The following is a 20,098-nucleotide window of genomic DNA, read 5'->3' on the forward strand; positions in this document are numbered from 1 at the left end:
GACGATGAAATTGCGCCAGTGAATGCGCCGTAAAAGCTCGTTCGCGGGCAGAGCGGGAAAACCGGGGTGATCGCAGCCGCCATTCGAGCGATCGATCGACAGGGGGTCAGTCAGGCATGCGCGCATGTAGCCCTTGCTCGGTGAGCCATCATTTGCACCAAGTCGACGCATTGCCCATCATGGTGCAATGAATGCACGGGCATGGCGGACGTGGGCGGAGCAGATGGCGACCGGGCTGGCCCTGGTCGACGCACGGTTGCGCCTGCGCTGGCTGAATCCCGCCCTGATCGAATACCTCGAACTGGGTTTTCGCGGCGTGCTGGGGCAGCCGCTGGGGTTGTTGCTGGACGATGCCGAACAGGGCATGGCGCAGGCCGCGAAGGTGCTGGCGGAACAGCGCCCGGCACAATGGCGCGCAGTGGCGCTGGTGGCCGCCAGTGGCCGCGAAGTCATCGCGGACATCGCGCTGCAGCCATTCGACGGCGGCCTGCTGCTGGAAGTGCACGCACTGGCCGAACCGTTGGCGAACAGCTCGCCGCTGTCGGCCACCCTGCGTGGCTTCGCGCACGAGGTGAAGAATCCACTGGCCGGCCTGCGTGGCGCCGCGCAGCTGTTGCAACGGCGGGTCGACAACGACGACCTGCGATCGCTGGCAGGCCTGATCATCGACGAGGCGGATCGACTCGGCACGTTGGCGAACCGGCTGCTGCATCACGGCGGCGCCGCGCAGATCGGGCCGGTGAACATCCATCAATTGCTGGAGCGGCTCGCCGACCTTCTGCAGGCCGAACCGGCGCCGCCGCAACTGCGCCACGACTACGACCCCAGCGTGCCGGACCTGATCGGCGATGCGGATCGGCTGCAGCAGGTATTGCTCAATCTCGCGCGCAATGCACTGGAAGCTGGTGCGCGCACGCTGACCTTGCGCACGCGGGTCGAGCATGGCTTGCGCCTGGGCGAACGCGTGCGCATGGCATTGCGGGTGGACGTGATCGACGACGGCGCCGGCGTGCCGGCCGCCCTGCGCGACACGCTGTTCCAGCCGCTGGTGTCCGGCCGCGCCGACGGCACCGGCCTGGGCCTGGCGCTGTCGCGCGAGATCGTGCACGAGCACGGCGGCGAATTGCGCTGCACGAGCCGACCGGGCGCGACGGTGTTTTCGCTGTACCTGCCGCTGGAGCGTGCACATGACTGACCGATCCGCCGACTGCGCAAGAAACTGCGGGAGCGACTTCTGTCGCGATACCTCCGCCCAGCCTCGTCGGGAAACATCGCGCCTGAAGCCGCTCCCACATCAAAGAAGGTTTCGCGGAGGTGACGCATGACTGGAGACATCTGGATCGTCGACGACGACCGCGGCGTGCGCTTCGTGCTGGCCGAAGCCTTGCGCGATGCCGGCCTCGTGGTGCGTGAATTCGGCGACGTGGCCGGCGCGCGCAAGGCGTTGCACGAAGCACGCCCGGCCTTGCTGCTCACCGACGTGCGCATGCCCGGCGAGGATGGCCTGGCCCTGCTCGGCGAGCTGCAGGCGCGCGCCATCGGTCCGGTGATCGTGATGAGCGCCTATACCGACGTTGCCACCACCGCGGCGGCGTATCGTGCCGGCGCGGTGGATTATCTGGCCAAGCCGTTCGATCTCGACCAGGCGGTGGCGGCAGTGCAGCGCGCTCTGGCCAGCGTGGCGACGCCAACGCCGGCAAGCAGTCAGCCGATCGCGCCGAATCATGCGCTGCTCGGCGAGAGCGCACCGATGCGCGAGGTGTTCCGACTGATCGGCCGCGTCGCGGCCAGCGATCTGAACGTGCTGGTCACCGGCGAAACCGGTACCGGCAAGGAACTGGTGGCGCGGGCGCTGCACGAGGAAAGTGCGCGCCGCGACAAACCCTTCGTGGCACTGAACACCGCGGCGATCCCCAGCGAACTGCTGGAGAGCGAGCTGTTCGGCCACGAAGCCGGCGCGTTCACCGGGGCCACCCGCCGGGTAGCCGGCCGCTTCGAGCAGGCCGATGGCGGCACGCTGTTCCTCGACGAGATCGGCGACATGCCGCTGGGCTTGCAGACGCGCCTGCTGCGCGTACTGGCCGGCGGCGAGTTCTATCGCGTCGGTGGGCGCGAGCTGATCCGCGGCAACGTGCGCATCGTTGCTGCCACGCATCAGGATCTGGCTGCGCGCGTGACGGCCGGGCAGTTCCGCGCCGACCTGATGCATCGGCTCGACGTGGTGCGCATCGAGCTGCCCCCGTTGCGTGCGCGTCGCGACGACATCCCGCTGCTGGCGCAAAACTTTCTAGCGTCGACCGCGCACGACCTGAAGCTGCCACCGAAACGCTTTTCCCGCGCCGCACTGAAACTGATCGCGCAGCGCGACTTTCCCGGCAACGTGCGCGAACTGGAAAACCTGTGCCGGCGGCTGGCGGTAATCGCGCCCGGTGCGGAAATCCTGCCGGCCGACCTCGGTGCCAGCGCGATCGCGCCGGCCAGCGGCGAGTGGACCGACGCGCTGCGCGAGTGGGCCGTCGCGGCGCTGGCCCAGGGCGAGTCGGACATCCACGCGCGCGCACGCGAGGCGCTCGACCAGACCTTGCTGCAGGCGGCACTGCAGGCCAGCGCAGGGCATCGACAGCACGCGGCCAACGCGCTCGGCGTAGGGCGCAACACGCTGACCCGCAAACTTGGCGCATCGCGGACGCGGCGTCGCTGAAGCGGGCGCCGGAGCGACAGCCGCATGCATTCATCCCCACGTGACGTCATCGCGATCATCATGTGGATTTTCCGCGCCGGTTCGAGCCGCGTGTGATCCATCGATCTGCCATCAACGTGATCCTGCGCATGGCGAAACGCGGCGACCGTGGCAAGCTGCAACGAGCCGACTGTCGCTGTCCATCGATCGGATCCGGTTGAACGCAGGTCGCCGGCCGCGGTCGCAATCACTGTCCGACGTGTCGCGCCGCTGGCGTGCCGCGCCAACGCTTTCGTTTTTTCGCTACGGAGTAACGCAATGGAACTTGGTATGGTGGGTCTCGGGCGCATGGGCGCCAACATGGCGGAGCGGCTGGTCAAAGGCGGCCACAAGGTCACCGGCTTCGATCCCAGCGCGGATGCACGCAAGGCCGCCGAAGCCGATGGCGTCGCCGCAGCGACCTCGCTCGAAGCCCTGGTCAAGGCACTGCCGACGCCGCGCGTGGTGTGGTTGATGGTGCCCTCCGGCAAGATCACCGACGATACCGTCAACACCTTGCTGCCGCTGCTGGCCAAGGGCGACACCGTGGTCGACGGCGGCAACTCCAACTACAAGGACACCCTGCGCCGTGCCGCGCTGTACGCCGAACACGACCTGGGCTATGTCGACTGCGGCACCAGCGGCGGCGTCTGGGGATTGAAGGAGGGATACAGCATGATGATCGGCGGCGACAAGAAAACCGTCGACGCGCTGAATCCGATCTTCAAGACGCTGGCGCCGGCGAAGGACCAAGGCTGGGGCCACGTCGGTCCGGTCGGCTCGGGCCACTACACCAAGATGGTCCACAACGGCATCGAGTACGGAATGATGCAGGCCTATGCCGAGGGCTTCAACATCCTCAAGCACAAGCAGGATTTCAACCTCGACCTGCATCAGGTGGGCGAGATCTGGCGCTACGGCAGCGTGGTGCGCTCATGGCTGCTCGACCTCACCACCGACGCGCTCGGCAAGAACCCCAACATGGACGGCATCGCGCCCTATGTGGTCGATTCCGGCGAAGGCCGCTGGACGGTCGACGCCGCGCTCGAACTCAGTGTGTCCGCCCCGGTGATCACCCTGTCGCTGATGGAACGCTACCGCTCGCGCGACGACGACTCGTTCGCCGACAAGCTGCTGTCCTCGATGCGCAACGAGTTCGGCGGGCATGCGATCAAGAAGGAGTAGTGTGGTCGCGCCGCGATGCGTGCGAAGGCAGGCATCGCACTCCCACATCCTTCGCGCTGCGAAGGCAGACATCGCCCCACATCCGCAGCGCGGTTGCGAAAGCAGGAGAGCCGGGATGCCAAGCGCTCAATCGGGAGTGCGACCCACGCTGCCACGACGGTCTGCTATCGGCCACAACCCGTCAGTCGACGCTTCAATCAAGTCGCCCCGGAGCTGACGTTCGCCGTGCGTGTAACGGCGCCGATTCCGGCATGGGAATCTCGCTTGCGCAGCGCTGCTCGTGATGTGCCACGGCGTTCGAGGCACTCGTTTGGCCGAGTCCGCGTCGCTCACTGCTGGCTCGAACCGGCTGCCGCGGGAACCGTCGGCCCGGGAGTGGCAAACCGGCCCGCGTGCGCAAGGTTGCGAAGTGCGGGTCGTGCTGGCCGGCCCGCGTGATGAAGGGGGCCCCGAGCACAGATGGCTTCGCTTGAGTTCGGCAAGGAGGCGGGATCGGTATTATCGGCACGTGAATGCGTTCTCGCCTGCGCCTGGGGCCGGCTTGCACAGGTCCGGCCAGCCGTTGCGCTTCCAGTAGTCGACCATGCCCAGCCGCTGGGCGAAGCCCTGGAAGGCGACATCCTGACGCGCCTTGCGCGACCACGGCTCCGGCTGCCACAACCAGTTGAGGTAGGCATCGGACAAGCCGCTGCGGCCGTGCTCGTACAGGTCGAACGAGCGCCCCGCTGCGCCCAGTTGCAACAGCAAGGTGGGTGCCCACTCATCGTCCGTGTGCGCACCGACGATCTTCAGCGCGATTTGTCTTTGGCTGACGGTGCCAAACGTGCCGAGATAGATCAGCTGCAATTCCTGCTCAGGGATTTTCGAGCCCATGCGGGCGGCGGAACTTGCGAAGTTCCGCTTGGCTCCCTCTTTGTCACCGTGAGCCGCATCGTAATACCCGAGCATCAGTTCGCCGAATGGAGAGTCGGCCGTCCCGCTACGGTGGATGAAATCGAGTGCGCCCGCCTGGTCGCCTTCGCGCCAGCGAAGCATGCTCTTGTAAAACAACAACAGGGGGTTGGCGGGGTCGTTGGCCAGCGCGGCATCGAGCCGTGTTTCGGCATCGCGGGTACGACCCATTGCGGCCAGCTCGTTCGATGCCCAGTAACTCACTGCGGAGTTCTCTGGAGCCAGTTCCAGCGCGCGCTGCATCGGTTCCACCATGGAGCTGTAGTGCCGCTGCGAGAACTGGTTGTAGCTCAGGGCGGCGTAAGCATCCGCATCATTCGGATTGAGCGCGAGCGCGTGCTGTGCTGCTTGATCAGACGCCAGCCAGCTCGTCTGCCAGTCGGCGTTGCGGTATTGGGGAAGCACGGCGTAGGCCACGGCCAGCGTCGACCAGGCACGTGCGAAACGCGGGTCCAGCCCGGTCGCTTCATCCAGCAGGGCGATCGCTCGCGGCAGGCTGTCACCCACCCGTCTCGTCACCAGTTCCTGCGCCTCGATGAACTTCGCATAGGCCTGCGAATTGTCGGTCACCTTGTCGACCAGACGTCGGGCACCGGCATCGCTGAGGGTGATATCCAGCTCGCTGGCCACGTCTCGTGCGCAGGCGTCCTGCAGCCTGAACACATCGGCCAGGTTGCCGTCGTACTGGTTCGACCACTGCTGCACGCCGTCACTGGTGCGCACCAACTCCACCGTGATGCGCAGTTCATTGCCCTGCTTGCGCACCGAGCCAGTCAACACATGGGCCACGCCGAGTTGCTGGCCAACCGTTTGCGGTGGGATGTCCTTGCCCTGGAACTGGAATGACGAACTACGACCGAGCACGCGCAGGCTCTTGACCCGGGTAAGCGCGTTGAGGATTTCCTCGGCCATGCCTGCGGAGAACAGTGCCTGGTCCTGCGCTGCGCTGAGGTCGGCAAACGGCATCACGGCGATCGAATTTTTCGCCGGGGGTTCGGCGGCATGGGCCTTGGCATCAACGGTGTTTACCGCGCTGCTGTCCACCGCCATGGCTCGCTGCGCGGGCGGCGCCAAGCGCCACAACAGCACACCACTCACGACAATCAACCCCACCAGAATCAACTTCTCCGAGCGGGGCATTTTCTGGGCCCCGCGCTCACCGTGATACCAGGCCAGCACCAGCACCACGAAGAAACCCATGATCAGCACCAGCGTAATACCGCGACGCAAACTCTCCGGCCAGCCAAACTGCGCCGCAACGATATCCAGCACGGGTATCAAGGCTACTGCCACCGCCGCATAGCCCAGCAGCCATTGCACCAGCTTGTGTTCTTTCAGTCGTGCGAAGAATTCTTCCACCGCATGCCCCCGCTCCCCAGCCTCGGCGAGTATAGCGCCGGCCCGCGGCAGCACGGCCGGGCCGGTCGGCGGACGAGGCTGGCATGCGCGAGATCGGCTGGAGCCGCCCGTCATAGGCAGCCCCCGCCTAGCCGAAAGCAGCCGTTCGTCACCATCAGCGACGGGTCGATGTGCGACGCCGAGGCTCCATCCGTAGCGCTACAGCAACTCCCCCTGCGCCCCCGCATAACTCAACCTCCCATCCACGATCCGCGCCGGCGACGTATACGGATGCACCGTCGTGTGCGTGGCGTCGATGATGTGGATCACCTCGATCCCGCGCAGCTTCACCACGTCGGAAACGATCGAACGATGGCAGCGCCACCACAGCACCTCGGCGCACATCATCGCGGTGCGCTTGCTTGCGGCCAGCTTCAGCAGTTCGGCGAGCCCTTCGGCGAATTCCGTGGTGGCGGTGTAGTCCGCGTAGCCCTGGAAGGAGGCGTTGCGCCACGCGGTGTTCGGTGATTCCGGTTGCACCTTGCGTCGCCCGCCCAGCTTCGGGATCCATTGGTAGGCGATGCCGTGGGCGGGCAGCGATCCGGCCAGGGCTTCGCTGGCGAAGTGCGGGTATCGGCGCGAGCCGGGGAAGCGGCGCACGTCGGCGATCGCTTCGATGCGGTACTCGACCAGCAGGCCGAGGAACACCTCCAGCGTGCGGGTGGAGTGGCCGATCGTCCAGGTCGTGGCGGGGTCGACGGGCATCGTTCAGTCGATCTTGTGCAGCGCCGCGCCCTTGTGCATGGCGATGTGGTCGGTCTTGTCGCTCTTGATCTCGTATTGCGGATCATCCTCGCTGCAGCGGTGCGTGTGACCCTTGTAGTCGGTGTCGCGCGTGTGCACCTTGATGATCTTCCCGCTGACGTGGCCGGCTTCCGAATTCCAGCGCACGTGGTCGCCGACCTTGAATGGATGGCTCATGGTGGTCCTCGCGAGATTGCCGAAACAACGCCATTGCAACGCATCGCGCGTCTACGCAAGGTGCAGCCGGCGATGGCAGACCGGGCGAACTCAACCCAGCCGCAGCAGCTTGCGTACCGCCGGCAGGTTGCGCCGGCTGATCTCGGGGCTGAGTTCGGTGCCGTCGAGCCGCGCCAGCACGCGGCCGTCGGCGAGCGTTTTCACGCCCAGCAGGCGCAGCGGTGGCACCAGGCAATTGCGATGCAGGCGGATCAGCTGCTCGGGGTAGGCATCCTCCAGCTGGCGCAGCGATTCCTCGATCAGCAGTTCGCCGTGGCGATGATGCACGACGACGTATTTCTCGTCGGCGAGCAGGCAGATCACCTCGTCGAGTGCGATGCGGATCTCCTCGCCGCGCATCCTGCCGTGCAGGTAGGCCATCGGTTCGCGCGGTGCGTCGGCAAGCCGGCGTTGCGCGCGCTGCAGGGCATCGCGCAACCGCTCCAGCCGCACCGGCTTGAGCAGGTAATCGACGGCGCCCAGTTCGAACGCCTTCAGCGCGTGCGCTTCGTAGGCGGTGCAGAAGATCACCTGCAATCGCGCGTGGCCGGCCAGTCGGCGCGCCAGCGTGACGCCGTCGATGCCGGGCATGTTGATGTCCAGCAGCAGGGCGTCCACCTGCGATTCGCCCAGCGCGGCGAGCGCCGCCTCGCCATCGCCGACGCTGCCGGCGATTTCCACCCCGGCGCAATCGCCCAGCAACGCGGCCAGTCGCGCCCGCGCCAGCGGCTCGTCGTCGACGATCAGCACGCGCATCACGAAGCCGTGCCCGGCAATTGCAGCAGCACCACGAAGCGATCGTCCTGCGCACCGGCGTGCACTTTCGCCAGTGGTCCGTAGCGGTAGGCGATGCGTTGCCGCACGCTGTCCAGTCCGTGCCCGTTGCCGGGCTTGGCCGGGGTGTCCGGTAGCGGATTGAGGATCTCGATGCGGATGCCGTTGCCTTCGCGCTGTCCGCGCACGATCACTTCACCGCCCTCGCGCAGCGGCTGGATGCCATGCCGCACGGCGTTCTCCACCAGCGGCTGCAGCAACAGGCGCGGCAGCGGAAAGTCGGCCGGCAGGTCGTCCAGCTCGCGCCGCACGCGCAGGCGCGCGCCCAGGCGCAATTGCTCGATGGCGAGGTAGCGCTCGACCAGCGCCAGCTCCTCGGCCAGCGTGCCGTCGCCGATGTCGTGCGGGCCGAGCGCGGCGCGAAACAGTTCGGACAGATCCTCGACCGTGCGTTCGGCGGCCGCCGGATCGACCCGGATCAGCGCCGCCACGGTATTCATGCTGTTGAACAGAAAGTGCGGGCGGATGCGCGCCTGCAGCGCCTCGACCTGCGCCCGCGTGACCGCGGCCAGGCGTGCCTGCCACTGCGCCAGCACGTAGAAGTAGCGCAGCATTGCCGCGCCAAGCAACGCTGCGATCACCACGTTGTCGCGCACGAACGCGTGCATGCTGCCATCGATCAGGCCCATCTGCAGCGCGCCGTCGAGCCAGCGCGCCAGCGTGCTGGCCAGCAGCACGACCAGCACGATCAGCAGCCACACCCCGACATACGGACTGCGCCCCGGCAGCCGCTGCAGCAGCGGACGCAACTTGCACAACATCACCGCCACCACCAGCGCCAGCCAGGTCACGAACAGCATGCTGACGCTGTAGGCGGACCAGTCGCGCCGGGCATCGCCGGCCAGCCACATCACCGTCACCGTCAGCGCGCCGACCACGAACAGGGCGAACAACGCCGGCAGCCGGCAGAAGTCCGGCAGCGGGCTTTGTTCGGCGCGGCGCAGCGGGCCGCTGTGGGGCGTGGTTTCGCGCATGCGGGCAAGTATGCCGTAGCGCGGGCATGACGCGTGGCTATCCCAGGCGCTGGCCCAGCCACAGGCGCAGGTCGGCGATCTCTTCGGCGCAGACCGCGTGCGCCATCGGATAGGTATGCCACTCGACCGCGTAGCCGAGCGCCTGCAGCATGTCGCGTGAAGCGACGCCGCGCTGCAATGCCACCACCGGGTCGGCGGTGCCGTGGCCCCAGAAGATCGGCGTGGCGGCGTTTGCTTCACTGCGCTCGGCGGCGAGCGCGGCATGCAGCGGCAGATAGGCCGACAGCGCGATGATCCCGGCCAGCTTGTCCGCATGGCGGAGGCCGGCGGCCAGCGCCATCGCGCCGCCTTGCGAGAAGCCGGCCAACACGATCCGCTCGCTCGGCACCCCGCGCTGGTGCTCGCGCGCGATCAGGACTTCCACCTCGTCGATCGAGGCGCGCATGCCAGCTTCATCCTGGCGCGCGTTGAGGTCGAACGCGGCGATGTCGTACCACGCGCGCATCGACATGCCGTTGTTGATCGTCACCGGGCGCACCGGTGCGTGCGGAAACACGAAACGCAGCGCCGGCCACGCCGGGTCGACCAGTTCCGGCACGATCGGCGCGAAGTCGTTGCCGTCGGCGCCGAGACCGTGCAGCCAGATGATGCTGAAGCGCGGTTTCGCCGCGGTTTCCCGTTCGATGCTGGGCAGGGTCATGGACTCTTCGCGGTGAGGTGGGTCTCGCATCGTAACAGCCGTTACTCCGGGCATGATCAGAGTGACTGAAGCTGTGTGGGTGGTCGGGCGCGACGTCGTTTCTCTGTCCCAATCAGGGCTGAAAAGTCACTGTATCCACCATGCTCGGCTTGAGCACGCTATGGCTTTGCAATGCATCCTGATAAGCAGCACTGGGACCCATGGCTTGGGCGGCCGCTGCCTGTTGGGGATTCGGCCGAAAGTCGGCACCGTGGACTCCATTGCCGGAGGAGAAAACGGGCATTTCGATGGCCGGGCCTTCCGGGAAAAGCGAGATAGTCACCGATTGCTGCACGCTTGCGGCGACGGCTTGTCCATCGACCAGTTCCGGCAGGACTGAGCCTTGCAGGAAGTAATGCTTTATTGCAGCAATCAGAGTCAGCTTCTCGCGCATGGTCAATTGGGCGTCGGTCAAGACGTGGGCATCCGTGGCCGCCAGTTTGCCGTCAGCGGGCAGCGCAAGATCGACAACGACGCGGGTGTCATGTCTGCGGCCGCCATCGACCAGCGCCTGCAATATCTGCAGCGGATAATCCGGGCCCTTTCCGGTATTCGGCTTTTGATACTCGGGACCAACTCCGACATAGCTGACCTGGATGATGAATTTGCCCGTTCCAGCCGGCAACGCCTGTACGTCGGCGACCAGATAGCTGTGCACGGATGTTTTCTGGCCGTCCTTCATGATCGGGGCGAAGTGCCATTGCTTCAGCGCCTGCTCCAGCACGGAGACAACGGATGCCGGGGTGTCGGCAGTGGGCTCGGTTCGCACCACGTCGCCTTTGGCATCGACATCAATGGCTACGGTGTAGAGGTGGGCGAAAGACTTGGCGTTGGTAGCCGAATGCACATTCCCGCTCACCAGCAGCCAGGTCGTCATGGCGATGAGTCCAATGACTACTTTCATCAAGCATCCCCCGACAAACGTTGTTATGGCTACTTGCGTATCGCTGTGCGCATGCGTCGCTCAGCTTAATGAATCAGGTGGTCGAAGGGAACGGGACTGGTGGCGGTTGCGATCATGGCCGTGCGGGCTATTCTCACCAATTTGAACTTGGGGACTTGATCATGCGTCGATTGCTGCTTGCTGGCCTGGTAGTGTTTTGTCTGATGCCTGCGGCCAGCATCGCTGCGCCTGCAGCAGCAACCCCGCTGGACATGGAAACCATCATGGCCAATCCCGACTGGATCGGGCAGGCGGTGCAGGACCCGTACTGGAGCGTGGACGGGCGCAGTCTGTACTACTCGCTCAAGCGCGATGGCAGCCCGGTGCTCGATCTGTACCGGGTCGATCCCGCCAGCGGCCACAGCGTGAAACTGGATCCGGCGGCGATGGCGCAGGCCGAGGGCCCGGCGGTGTTCGATCGCGCGCATCGGCATGCCGCGTTCATCCTGCATGGGGATGTTTTCCTGGTGGACTTGGGCGCGGGTCGCCGCTTGCAGGTCACGCGCACGCCGCAGAAGGAATCCGCGCCGCAGTTTTCCAGCGACGGTCGTGCCCTGCAGTTTCGCGAAGGCAACGACTGGTACAGCTATGACCTGGCCAGCGCGGTCACCGCGCCGGCCGCGGTGCTGAAATTCGCGGACGACCCGCATGCGAAGAAGCCCGATGCACTGGGCCAGCAGCAGCTCGATTTGTTCAAGACCCTGCGCGAGATCAAGGCCGACAAACAGGCCATGCGCGATGCCGACAAGGCGCTCGACGCCGCCGACCCCAGCCGCGCACCGGCGCCGTTCTGGCTCGGCGACGGCATCGAACCGGTCGACACCGAACTGTCGCCGGACGGTCGCTGGATGCTGGTGGTGACCACGCCGAAAGACTACAAGGCCGGCAAGGCGCCGCAGGTCACCCACTACGTCACCGACAGCGGTTACGCCGAACAGCAGGATGCACGCGTCTACGTCGGCCACAACGATCCTGCGCCGCAGTCGTTGCTGCTGCTGGACCTGGCCAACCACAAGCAGTATCCGCTGAAGACCGACGCGCTGCCGGGGATCAAGGATGACCCGCTGAAGGCGATTCGCGAGCATACCGTCGCCGCGCTGGAGAAAGCCGGCAAGACCGACCAGGCCAAGGCGTTGAAGGCGCCGGACGTGCGTCCGCTCACCGTGTTCAGCGCGGACAACGGCGGCGGCATCGTGTGGAGCGACGACGGCAGCCAGGCCGCCGTGCAGCTTCGCGCGATCGACAACAAGGATCGCTGGATCGCCAGCGTCGACTTCAGCAAGCACGCGCTGGTTACCCAGCAGCGCCTGACCGACAACGCGTGGATCAACTGGAACTTCAACGATTTCGGCTGGCTCAGGAACAGTCACACGCTGTGGTACCTGAGCGAGCAGACCGGCTTTTCGCAGCTCTACAGCAAGCCGCTGGACGGCAAGGCGACGGCGCTGACATCCGGCACGTTCGAGGTCAGCCATCCGCAACTCAGCGAGGACGGCAAATGGTTCTACCTGCGCACCAACCAGGCCGCGCCCTACAGCTATGACGTCTACCGCGTTCCGGTCACCGGCGGTGCGCTGACCCGGGTCACCCGCTACCAGGGCATGGAGGAATTCAGCCTGTCGCCCGACGGCAGCCAGCTCGCCGTGCTGCACTCCTCCCCGTACATGTTGCCGCAATTGGCCGTCCAGCCGTCCTCCGGCGGTGCGCCGCGCAAGCTGACCGACACCATGAAGCCGGCGTTCACCGCGCACGCCTGGATCGCACCGAAGATCGTCGAGGTGAAATCCAGCCACGGTGCCGGCAGCATCTATGCGAAGTACTACGGCCCGGCCAACGAGAGTGCTGCATCAGAGCCGGCTGGATCGAAACCGGCGGTGATCTTCGTGCACGGTGCCGGCTACCTGCAGGACGTCACGCTGTCATGGGGCCACTACTTCCGCGAGCAGATGTTCCACAACCTGCTGGTACAGCAGGGTTACGTCGTGCTGGACATGGACTATCGCGCCTCCGAAGGCTACGGCCGTGCGTGGCGTACCGCGATCTACCGGCAGATGGGCCACCCGGAACTGGAAGATCTGCTCGACGGGAAGGCGTGGCTGGTGAAGAACCACCACGTCGATCCCGCGCGCGTGGGCATCTACGGCGGCAGCTACGGCGGCTTCATGACCGAGATGTCGCTGCTGCGCGCGCCCGGCGAATTCGCCGCCGGCGCCGCGTTGCGCCCGGTCAGCGACTGGACGCTGTACAACCACGAATACACCGCCAACATCCTCAACGATCCACAGCTCGATCCGGAAGCGTTCAAGACCAGCTCGCCGATCGAGTACGCCGACCAGCTGCGCGACCCGCTCCTGATCGAGCACGGCCTGATCGACGACAACGTGCTGACCGAAGATTCGATCCGCATGTACCAGCGCCTGGTCGAACTGCACAAGAAGAACTTCTGGATGTCGCTGTACCCGCTGGAGCGCCACGGTTTCGTGCATGCCGATTCCTGGTACGACGAATACCGCCGGATCGACGAGTTGTTCGAAACGTATGTGAAGCCGGTGAAGGCCGCGGCTGTCGGGAGCTGATCGATACATCGCCGTTCAACGGCGAGGTCGATGCTGACGACCACCAGCAGCGTTGCGGCGCCGTGTGAGGGCACGGCGCCGCAACCTCCGGAACGGGTCCAGAGTCCTTGCCGGGTTACTCGACCACCACGGTAGCGGTCATGGTCGGGTGGAACTTGCAGAAGAACGCGAGCGTGCCGGCCGTGGCGGTGATGCGTCCGCTTGCGCCGGGTTTCAGGTCGACATCGAAGCGGCCATCGCGTGCGGTGGCGCTGTGCTCGAGGATGTCCTTGTTGGTCCATTCGATGATGTCGCCGGCGCGCACGCCGGTCGGCATCGGGCCGTACTGCATTTTGTCGATCACGATCACATGCACGCGTGCCTTTGCCGCGCTGGCGGCCGAAGCCGGCGGGAAGCCGCCGGTTGCCGCGAGCAGGCCGAACATGAGAATCATCATGCGGAACATGGAGTGTTCCTTACTTCAGGCTCTGCGCCAGATGCTCGGCGTGCATCTGGTGCGACTGGAACAACTTCAGGCCGGTTTCCAGCAGCGACTTCAATTCGGCGTTCTGCGCCGACGGAATCAGCGTGCCGCTCAGTGCGCCGTTGACCGTCTTGTGGAAAGCGACCTCGTTCGCGACATAGGCCTTGTCATATGCGCTACCACTGAGCGCGGCGAGCTTCTTCTGCTCGGCGGCGGCGCCGCTCGCCAGCGACTTGCTGGTCGGGTTGTCCTGCGGCGTCACGCCCAGCTTCTTCACCAGCGCCAGCGCCTGGTCATTGACCGCGGCGTGGTCGCGCGCCATTTCCTGGGCGAACGCGCGCACGTCCTTGTTGTGCGATTTCTGCAGCGCCTGCTTGGCCGCGGTGATGTCGATCACGCCAGCGGTATAGGCAATGTGCGCGATCTGCGCGTCGTTGAGGGCCGGTGCCGGGGTGGCAGCGTGCGCGCCGGCGAGCGAGCCGAGGCCGAGCGTGAGGACGAGGGCGAACAGTGACTTGTTCATGAGCGATGTCTCCTGTGGGTAAACGGGAGGCGGACAAGAGCCCGCCGGTGCCCATGAGATGCAGCAGCGGCGTGCAGGTTCCGGCGGGTACGGGGAGCGTGGGCGGTGGAAGCCCGGGGAACCTCCGCCGCGGCAGTTGCATCGGATCAACTGTCACTCCCAGCGAAGCCGCACGCATGCTCGACACCGACCTGACTCTTGCCCCGACCGCCGCACCGATGCCGGCCGGCGATACGCCACGCCCCACGCGCGACGAGGCGGAAGCCGCCGTGCGCACGCTGATCCGCTGGGCCGGCGACGAGCCCGCGCGCGAAGGCCTGCTGGCCACGCCGGCGCGGGTGGTGCGTGCCTACGAGGAATGGTTCGCCGGCTACCGGCAGGACCCGGCCGGCCTGCTCAGTCGCACGTTCGAGGAAGTCGGCGGCTACGACGAGATGGTCGTCCTTCGCGACATCCCGCTGCAGTCGACCTGCGAGCACCACATGGCGGCGATCCGCGGCGTGGTGCATGTCGCCTATCTGCCCAACCAGCGCGTGGTCGGCATCTCCAAGCTGGCGCGGCTGGTCGAGGCGTACGGCCGGCGGCTGCAGATCCAGGAGCGGCTGACCGTGGAGATCGCCGACACGCTGGCCCGGGTGCTGCAGCCGCGCGGCGTGGCGGTGATCGTCGAGGCCAGCCACGAATGCCTGTCCTCGCGCGGCGTGCGCTTGCACGGGGTGTCGATGCAGACCCGGCGCCTGCTCGGCGAGTTCGCGCAGGAACCGCGGCGGCAGGAGATCCTGTCCGCGCTGGCCGGCTGAGCCGGGAACCTTCGGCGGTGCAGTTGCATCGGATCAGGTGTAGAAGGAGAACACCATGTCAGCCCATGCCCATCTTGAATCCGTCGATTACGCCGCGCTGGACGACCACGCGCTGGTGGACCTGGTCCGTGGCGGCCGGCGCGAGGCCTTCCGCCACATCATGCAGCGCTGCAACCAGCGGCTGTTCCGCGTGGCGCGCGCGGTGCTCGGCGAAGAGTCCGAAGCAGAAGACGTGCTGCAGGAGTCCTATATGAGCGCCTATCGCAAACTGGATAGCTTCCGTGGCGATTCGACCTTGCTGACCTGGATGACCAGCATCGTGCTGAACGAGGCGCGCGGCCGCTTGCGCAAGCGCCACCACATGGTCGGCCTGGAGCAGATCGACGCGGCGCCGGACGACACCCACCAGGTCATCCAGTTTCCCTCGAAGTTCGGCAGTGAAGACCCGGCCGTGTCCGCCGCCCGCGCGCAGATCCGTCGTCTGCTGGAACACGCCATCGACGAACTGCCGCCGGCGTTCCGCACCGTCTACATGATGCGCGAAGTGGAAGAGTGCTCGGTCGAGGAAACCGCCAGCCTGCTCGACATCAAGCCGGAGACGGTGAAGACCCGCCTGCACCGCGCGCGCCGCCAGCTGCGTGCATCGCTGCAGGGAACCCTGGCCGCCACCATGAGCGAAGCGTTCCCGTTCATGGGTGTGCGCTGTGCCCGCGTCACCGATGCGGTGATGGCCCGACTGGACGCCGAACAAACCTCGTGACCTCATGCAGGAGCGCACCCCGCGCGCGATGCTTTTCGTGACGTGACGAAGAGCCATCGAGCACGGAGCGCGCTTCTACAGGGTGTTGTCGCCGGGCCGCTTCATCAGCCAGCTGGCTGCCAGCAGCAGCCACGCCAGGATCAGCGCGATCACCCATCGCTGCTCCAGCCCGCGCGGCATGCCGCGCCACAGCACATCCACCCAGAGTGCCACGAAGCACAGCCAGGCCAACGCGAACGCCACCGGAAAGCGTGCGCGCCAGCGTGCATTCGCGCGCATCCACCACGACTGCAGAAGCATCGCCACCGTGACGCACAGGAACGCCGCCTGCGCCGCGGTGCCATGCACCCAACCTTCCAGTGTGGGCGCGTGCCCGGGCAGGTTGCTGTGCGCCAGCGCGGTCACGCACAGGCCGATGCCGGCGCAGGCAAACAGCAGCCACGGCGCCGCGCTGCGACGTCCTCCGGGCAGCGCGACGTAATAGCCCGCGCCGAGTGCGCACAGCGCGGCGGCGAGCACGAAATACGCGACTTGCAGCCAGTGGCTCCAGGCACCGAGCAGATAGAAGCTCAGCGGTGCCTCCTGCCAGTGCAGGTCCGTGCGCAGGCATTGCACGGCCACGGCGACGACGATGAACAGCCAGATCCCGATCAGCGCCATGGCGCCAAACCGGTGGGGACGTGCGGTGTCGTGCCGTTGAACCTGACGGGTCATCCCATGTCGCCCTTGTGGTCAGCCAAGGCGGCGAATGGTACCCGCCGGCTCCGCGACCGGCTCAAACGGCCTGGCGCAACGCCGCGGCCTCGCGCGCCAGCAATTCGATGCCGGTCCAGTCGCCGGCACCGAGCTTGTCGGCCGGAGTCAGCCACGAGCCGCCCACGCAGATCACGTTGGGCAGGGCGAGAAAGTCGACCGCGTTGACCAGGTTGATGCCGCCGGTGGGGCAGAAGCGGATCTGCGGCAGCGGGCTGGCCCAGGCGCCGAGCAGCTTGGTGCCGCCGGCCGGCACCGCGGGGAAGAACTTCAGGTGGCGATAGCCACGTTCGAGCAGGGCCATCGCCTCGCTGGCGGTGGCCACGCCGGGCAGCAGCGGCAGTTCGCTGTCGTCGGCCGCCTCGAGCAGGCGCGGCGAGGTGCCGGGAGACACCGCGAAGCGGGCGCCGGCCTGCAGCGCGGCTTGCAGGTCGCGCGCGGTCAGCGCGGTGCCGCAGCCGACCACGGCGCCTTCCACCTCGGCGGCGATCGCGCGGATCGCCTCCAGCGCCGCCGGCGTGCGCAAGGTCACCTCGATGGTCGGGATGCCGCCGGCCACCAGTGCGCGCGCCATCGGCACCGCGGCCTTCGCGTCGTCGATGATCACCACCGGAATCACCGGGGCGAGCCGCATGAGCGTTTCGACTTGCTGTTGTTTTTGTTCGATGGGGTTCATGGACGGGCCCAAGGATGAAAGATGGAGAAGCCGGATCTCTGTGGGAGCGACTTCAGTCGCGATGCCCTTGGCGCCGGGAACGGTGAAGCTGTCGCGACTGAAGTCGCTCCCACAGGTGATACGCGGTTCACAGCACGCCGGCACCGAGGTCGGCGTTGGCGGCGGCCTGGCGGAACAGGCCGAACAGTTCGCGGCCCATGCCGCTGTGTTCGCGCGACAGGTCGGCGACATGCGGCAGGCGGGCGTCCATTTCGTGCGCCTCCATCAGGACGTCCAGACGTCCATTCGCCGCGTCCAGCCGGATCATGTCGCCGTTGCGGATCTTCGCGATGTTGCCGCCGGCCACCGCCTCGGGGGTGACGTGGATGGCCGCCGGCACGCGGCCGGAGGCGCCGGACATGCGGCCGTCGGTGAGCAGGGCGATGCGGTGGCCGCGGTCCTGCAGCAGCGCCAGCGTGGGGGTGAGCTTGTGCAGCTCGGGCATGCCGTTCGCGCGCGGGCCCTGGAAGCGCACCACCGCCACGAAGTCGCGGTTGAGCTCGCCGCGCTTGAACGCGCCGGCGACCTCGTCCTGATCGTCGAACACGATCGCGGGCGCCTCGATCAGCAGGCGATCGTCCGGCACCGACGACACCTTGATCACCGCGCGGCCGAGGTTGCCCTCGAGCATGCGCAGGCCGCCGTCGGCGCGGAACGGTTCGTCGATGCCGCGCAGCACGCCGCGGTTGCCGCTCTGCCTGGACACGGGCGTCCAGTGCAGCGCACCGCTGTCGTCGAGTTGCGGGATCTGCGCGTAGCCGTCCAGGCCGGTGCCGAAGATGGTCTGCACGTCGCCATGCAGCAGGCCGGCGCCGAGCAGCTGGTCGATCAGGAACGCCATGCCGCCGGCGTCGTGGAACTGGTTCACGTCGGCGTAGCCGTTCGGGTACACGCGCGCCAGCAGCGGGATCACGCCGGACAATGCGTCGAAATCGTCCCAGCGCAGCTGGATGCCGGCGGCGTGCGCGATCGCCACCAGGTGCAGCAGGTGGTTGGTCGAGCCGCCGGTGGCGTGCAGGCCGATCACCCCGTTGATGATCGCGCGCTCGTCGATGATGTGGCCCAGCGGCAGGAATGCATCGCCCAGCGCGCTGTGCGCGGCGACGCGGTGCACCACCTCGGCGGTGAGCGCGTCGCGCAGCGGCGTATCCGGTGCGGTGAAGCTGGCGCCGGGCAGGTGCAGGCCCATGATCTCCATCAGCATCTGGTTGGAGTTGGCGGTGCCGTAGAAGGTGCAGGTGCCGGCGGTGTGGTACGAGGCCGCTTCGGCTTCCAGCAACTCGGCCTTGCTCGCCTTGCCGTCGGCATAGGCCTGGCGCACCTTCGACTTTTGCTCGTTCGGGATGCCGCTGGGCATCGGCCCCGACGGCACGAACGCGCCCGGCAGGTGGCCGAAGCTCAGCGCGCCGATCAGCAGCCCCGGCACGATCTTGTCGCAGATGCCGAGGAACAGCGCGCCGTCGAACATGTCGTGCGACAGCGCCACCGCGGTGGCCATCGCCACCAGGTCGCGCGAGAACAGCGACAGCTGCATGCCGGGGCGGCCCTGGGTGATGCCGTCGCACATCGCCGGCACGCCGCCGGCGACCTGGGCGGTGAAGCCGGCGTCGCGCGCGATCTGGCGGATCAGCGCGGGGTAGCGTTCGTACGGCTGGTGCGCCGAGAGCATGTCGTTGTAGGCGGTGACGATGGCCAGGTTGGCGCGTCGGCCGCTGCGCAGCGCGGCCTTGTCCTCCGTTCCGCAGGCGGCGAAACCGTGCGCCAGGTTGCCGCAGGACAGGTGCTCGCGCTGCGGCCCGCTGCGGTCGATCGCGTCGATCCGCCTGAGGTAGGCCGCGCGCGTCTCGCGGCTGCGCTCGCGCAGGCGTTCGGTGACTTCGGCGACGACGGGATGCAGCGTGTTCATGGCTTGAATCCAGAAATGAGTGAAGACGAGTGAGAAACGAGAGACGGCGGGAGTGGCGGGTGCGGTTCACTCATTTCTCGCTCCTCCCCACTCGTTTCCCGCTTTCAAGGGCACCAGTACACCACCACCGGCACACGCTGCTGGGTCAGCACCGCGCGCACCGGGTAATCACGCGCGGCACCGAGCCCGAGTCGCGCATCCGCGAGGAGGTCGCGCTTCTTCTCGCCGGTGACCAGCAGGTACAGCGAGCGGGTTTCCAGCAGGGTCGACAAGCTCAGCGTGATGCGCGGCTCGCCGGCATCCGGCGCGCGCATCGGCAGTACGCGGGCGCGGTTGTCCAGGTCCAGCGCTTCGGCCAGGTGGTCGCCGCCGGGGAAGAACGAGGCGGTGTGACCGTCGTCGCCCATGCCCAGCACCACCGCGTCGAACGGCAGCGGCAGCGCGGCGATGCGCGCGTCGGCCCTGGCCAAGCCAGCTTCCGGAGCGGCGTCGCCGGTGTACAGCGGAATGAATTGCGCGGCCGCGGCGGCATGCTGCAACAGAGTGGTCTGCACCAGCCGTGCGTTCGAGCGTTCGTCGGTATCCGCCACCCAGCGTTCGTCGACCAGGGTGATCTGCACCCTGGCCCAGTCCAGCTTCTCGCGCGACAGGCGGCCGAAGAAGTCCTTCGGCGTGCTGCCGCCGGAGACGGCCAGTACGGCCGTGCCGCGTTTGGCCAGCGCCGCGCGCAGCTGTTCGGCGATGCGCTCGGCCAGTGCCGCGGCCTGCGCTTGGCATTCGGTGAAGCTGTGGGTGGTGACGTTCAGATGGCTGGTCATGGCTGATGTTGGCGCGCCGGGCGCATCACGGGATGCAGGCGCATGTCGCGTGGGCGGGGAAGGCGAAGTCTGCCGCACGTG

General features: G+C 67.0%; 19 protein-coding genes. 6 read left to right on the top strand and 13 right to left on the bottom strand.

Annotated features, from left to right (window positions below):
• Window positions 1-187: 187 nt before the first annotated feature.
• The 3 genes from CIW53_RS10455 to gnd all read left to right on the top strand — a co-directional run bounded on the left by CIW53_RS10455 (window position 188) and on the right by gnd (window position 3,904).
• On the top strand, window positions 188-1,195 hold the full coding sequence (locus CIW53_RS10455) for an ATP-binding protein (protein ID WP_149364657.1): 1,008 nt from the start codon (window positions 188-190) through the stop codon (window positions 1,193-1,195).
• Between the two features lie 126 nt (window positions 1,196-1,321).
• Entirely contained in the window at window positions 1,322-2,701 is a 1,380-nt protein-coding gene (gene ntrC / locus CIW53_RS10460) for a nitrogen regulation protein NR(I) (RefSeq protein ID WP_149364658.1), read from the top strand.
• 297 nt (window positions 2,702-2,998) lie between these two features.
• Complete coding sequence (gene gnd / locus CIW53_RS10465; RefSeq protein ID WP_149364659.1) at window positions 2,999-3,904, top strand: phosphogluconate dehydrogenase (NAD(+)-dependent, decarboxylating); 906 nt, start codon at window positions 2,999-3,001, stop codon at window positions 3,902-3,904.
• A gap of 498 nt (window positions 3,905-4,402) precedes the next feature.
• Here gnd and CIW53_RS17790 read toward each other — a convergent pair whose 3' ends face one another.
• The 7 genes from CIW53_RS17790 to CIW53_RS10500 all read right to left on the bottom strand — a co-directional run bounded on the left by CIW53_RS17790 (window position 4,403) and on the right by CIW53_RS10500 (window position 10,664).
• On the bottom strand, window positions 4,403-6,214 hold the full coding sequence (locus tag CIW53_RS17790; RefSeq protein ID WP_149364660.1) for a hypothetical protein: 1,812 nt from the start codon (window positions 6,212-6,214) through the stop codon (window positions 4,403-4,405).
• A gap of 198 nt (window positions 6,215-6,412) precedes the next feature.
• Window positions 6,413-6,958, bottom strand: a complete 546-nt coding sequence (locus CIW53_RS10475; protein ID WP_149364661.1) for a DUF488 domain-containing protein — start codon at window positions 6,956-6,958, stop codon at window positions 6,413-6,415.
• A 3-nt stretch (window positions 6,959-6,961) separates the two neighbouring features.
• The gene (locus CIW53_RS10480) at window positions 6,962-7,174 is read right to left on the bottom strand and encodes a DUF2945 domain-containing protein (RefSeq protein ID WP_149364662.1); all 213 of its coding nucleotides are present in this window, start codon (window positions 7,172-7,174) and stop codon (window positions 6,962-6,964) included.
• 90 nt (window positions 7,175-7,264) lie between these two features.
• Window positions 7,265-7,969, bottom strand: a complete 705-nt coding sequence (locus CIW53_RS10485) for a LytTR family DNA-binding domain-containing protein (RefSeq protein ID WP_149364663.1) — start codon at window positions 7,967-7,969, stop codon at window positions 7,265-7,267.
• Window positions 7,969-9,021, bottom strand: coding sequence for a histidine kinase (locus CIW53_RS10490; RefSeq protein WP_149364664.1), 1,053 nt, complete (start codon window positions 9,019-9,021; stop codon window positions 7,969-7,971). Before CIW53_RS10490 ends, CIW53_RS10485 begins: the two co-directional genes overlap by 1 nt.
• 37 nt (window positions 9,022-9,058) lie before the next feature.
• Entirely contained in the window at window positions 9,059-9,721 is a 663-nt protein-coding gene (locus tag CIW53_RS10495; RefSeq protein WP_149364665.1) for a dienelactone hydrolase family protein, read from the bottom strand.
• A 112-nt stretch (window positions 9,722-9,833) separates the two neighbouring features.
• Window positions 9,834-10,664: a hypothetical protein gene (locus CIW53_RS10500; RefSeq protein ID WP_149364666.1), complete on the bottom strand. Its 831-nt coding sequence runs from the start codon at window positions 10,662-10,664 to the stop codon at window positions 9,834-9,836.
• Between the two features lie 161 nt (window positions 10,665-10,825).
• Here CIW53_RS10500 and CIW53_RS10505 point away from each other — a divergent pair, with 161 nt between their 5' ends.
• Window positions 10,826-13,279 (top strand): prolyl oligopeptidase family serine peptidase, encoded by a 2,454-nt coding sequence (locus tag CIW53_RS10505; RefSeq protein ID WP_149364667.1) that lies wholly within the window; start codon window positions 10,826-10,828, stop codon window positions 13,277-13,279.
• Window positions 13,280-13,394: 115 nt separating this feature from the next.
• On the opposite strand, the gene CIW53_RS10510 is transcribed toward CIW53_RS10505, so the two are convergent.
• Both CIW53_RS10510 and CIW53_RS10515 read right to left on the bottom strand, forming a co-directional pair.
• The gene (locus CIW53_RS10510; RefSeq protein ID WP_149364668.1) at window positions 13,395-13,724 is read right to left on the bottom strand and encodes a cupredoxin domain-containing protein; all 330 of its coding nucleotides are present in this window, start codon (window positions 13,722-13,724) and stop codon (window positions 13,395-13,397) included.
• A gap of 10 nt (window positions 13,725-13,734) precedes the next feature.
• Complete coding sequence (locus CIW53_RS10515; RefSeq protein ID WP_149364669.1) at window positions 13,735-14,265, bottom strand: DUF4142 domain-containing protein; 531 nt, start codon at window positions 14,263-14,265, stop codon at window positions 13,735-13,737.
• A gap of 176 nt (window positions 14,266-14,441) precedes the next feature.
• Between CIW53_RS10515 and folE the strand changes: the two genes are divergently transcribed.
• Complete coding sequence (gene folE / locus CIW53_RS10520; RefSeq protein WP_149364670.1) at window positions 14,442-15,065, top strand: GTP cyclohydrolase I FolE; 624 nt, start codon at window positions 14,442-14,444, stop codon at window positions 15,063-15,065.
• 55 nt (window positions 15,066-15,120) lie between these two features.
• The gene (locus CIW53_RS10525; protein ID WP_149364671.1) at window positions 15,121-15,825 is read left to right on the top strand and encodes an RNA polymerase sigma factor; all 705 of its coding nucleotides are present in this window, start codon (window positions 15,121-15,123) and stop codon (window positions 15,823-15,825) included.
• Between the two features lie 75 nt (window positions 15,826-15,900).
• On the opposite strand, the gene CIW53_RS10530 is transcribed toward CIW53_RS10525, so the two are convergent.
• From CIW53_RS10530 to pgl, 4 genes are all read right to left on the bottom strand, one after another.
• Window positions 15,901-16,539: a DUF998 domain-containing protein gene (locus CIW53_RS10530; RefSeq protein WP_242451852.1), complete on the bottom strand. Its 639-nt coding sequence runs from the start codon at window positions 16,537-16,539 to the stop codon at window positions 15,901-15,903.
• 61 nt (window positions 16,540-16,600) lie between these two features.
• Window positions 16,601-17,254, bottom strand: a complete 654-nt coding sequence (gene eda / locus CIW53_RS10535; protein WP_149364672.1) for a bifunctional 4-hydroxy-2-oxoglutarate aldolase/2-dehydro-3-deoxy-phosphogluconate aldolase — start codon at window positions 17,252-17,254, stop codon at window positions 16,601-16,603.
• A 127-nt stretch (window positions 17,255-17,381) separates the two neighbouring features.
• The gene (gene edd / locus CIW53_RS10540) at window positions 17,382-19,199 is read right to left on the bottom strand and encodes a phosphogluconate dehydratase (protein ID WP_149364673.1); all 1,818 of its coding nucleotides are present in this window, start codon (window positions 19,197-19,199) and stop codon (window positions 17,382-17,384) included.
• Between the two features lie 104 nt (window positions 19,200-19,303).
• Window positions 19,304-20,017: a 6-phosphogluconolactonase gene (gene pgl / locus CIW53_RS10545; RefSeq protein WP_149364674.1), complete on the bottom strand. Its 714-nt coding sequence runs from the start codon at window positions 20,015-20,017 to the stop codon at window positions 19,304-19,306.
• Between the last annotated feature and the right edge of the window lie 81 nt (window positions 20,018-20,098).

The sequence above is a fragment of the Rhodanobacter sp. T12-5 genome, assembly GCF_008329435.1.
Lineage (GTDB): Bacteria > Pseudomonadota > Gammaproteobacteria > Xanthomonadales > Rhodanobacteraceae > Rhodanobacter.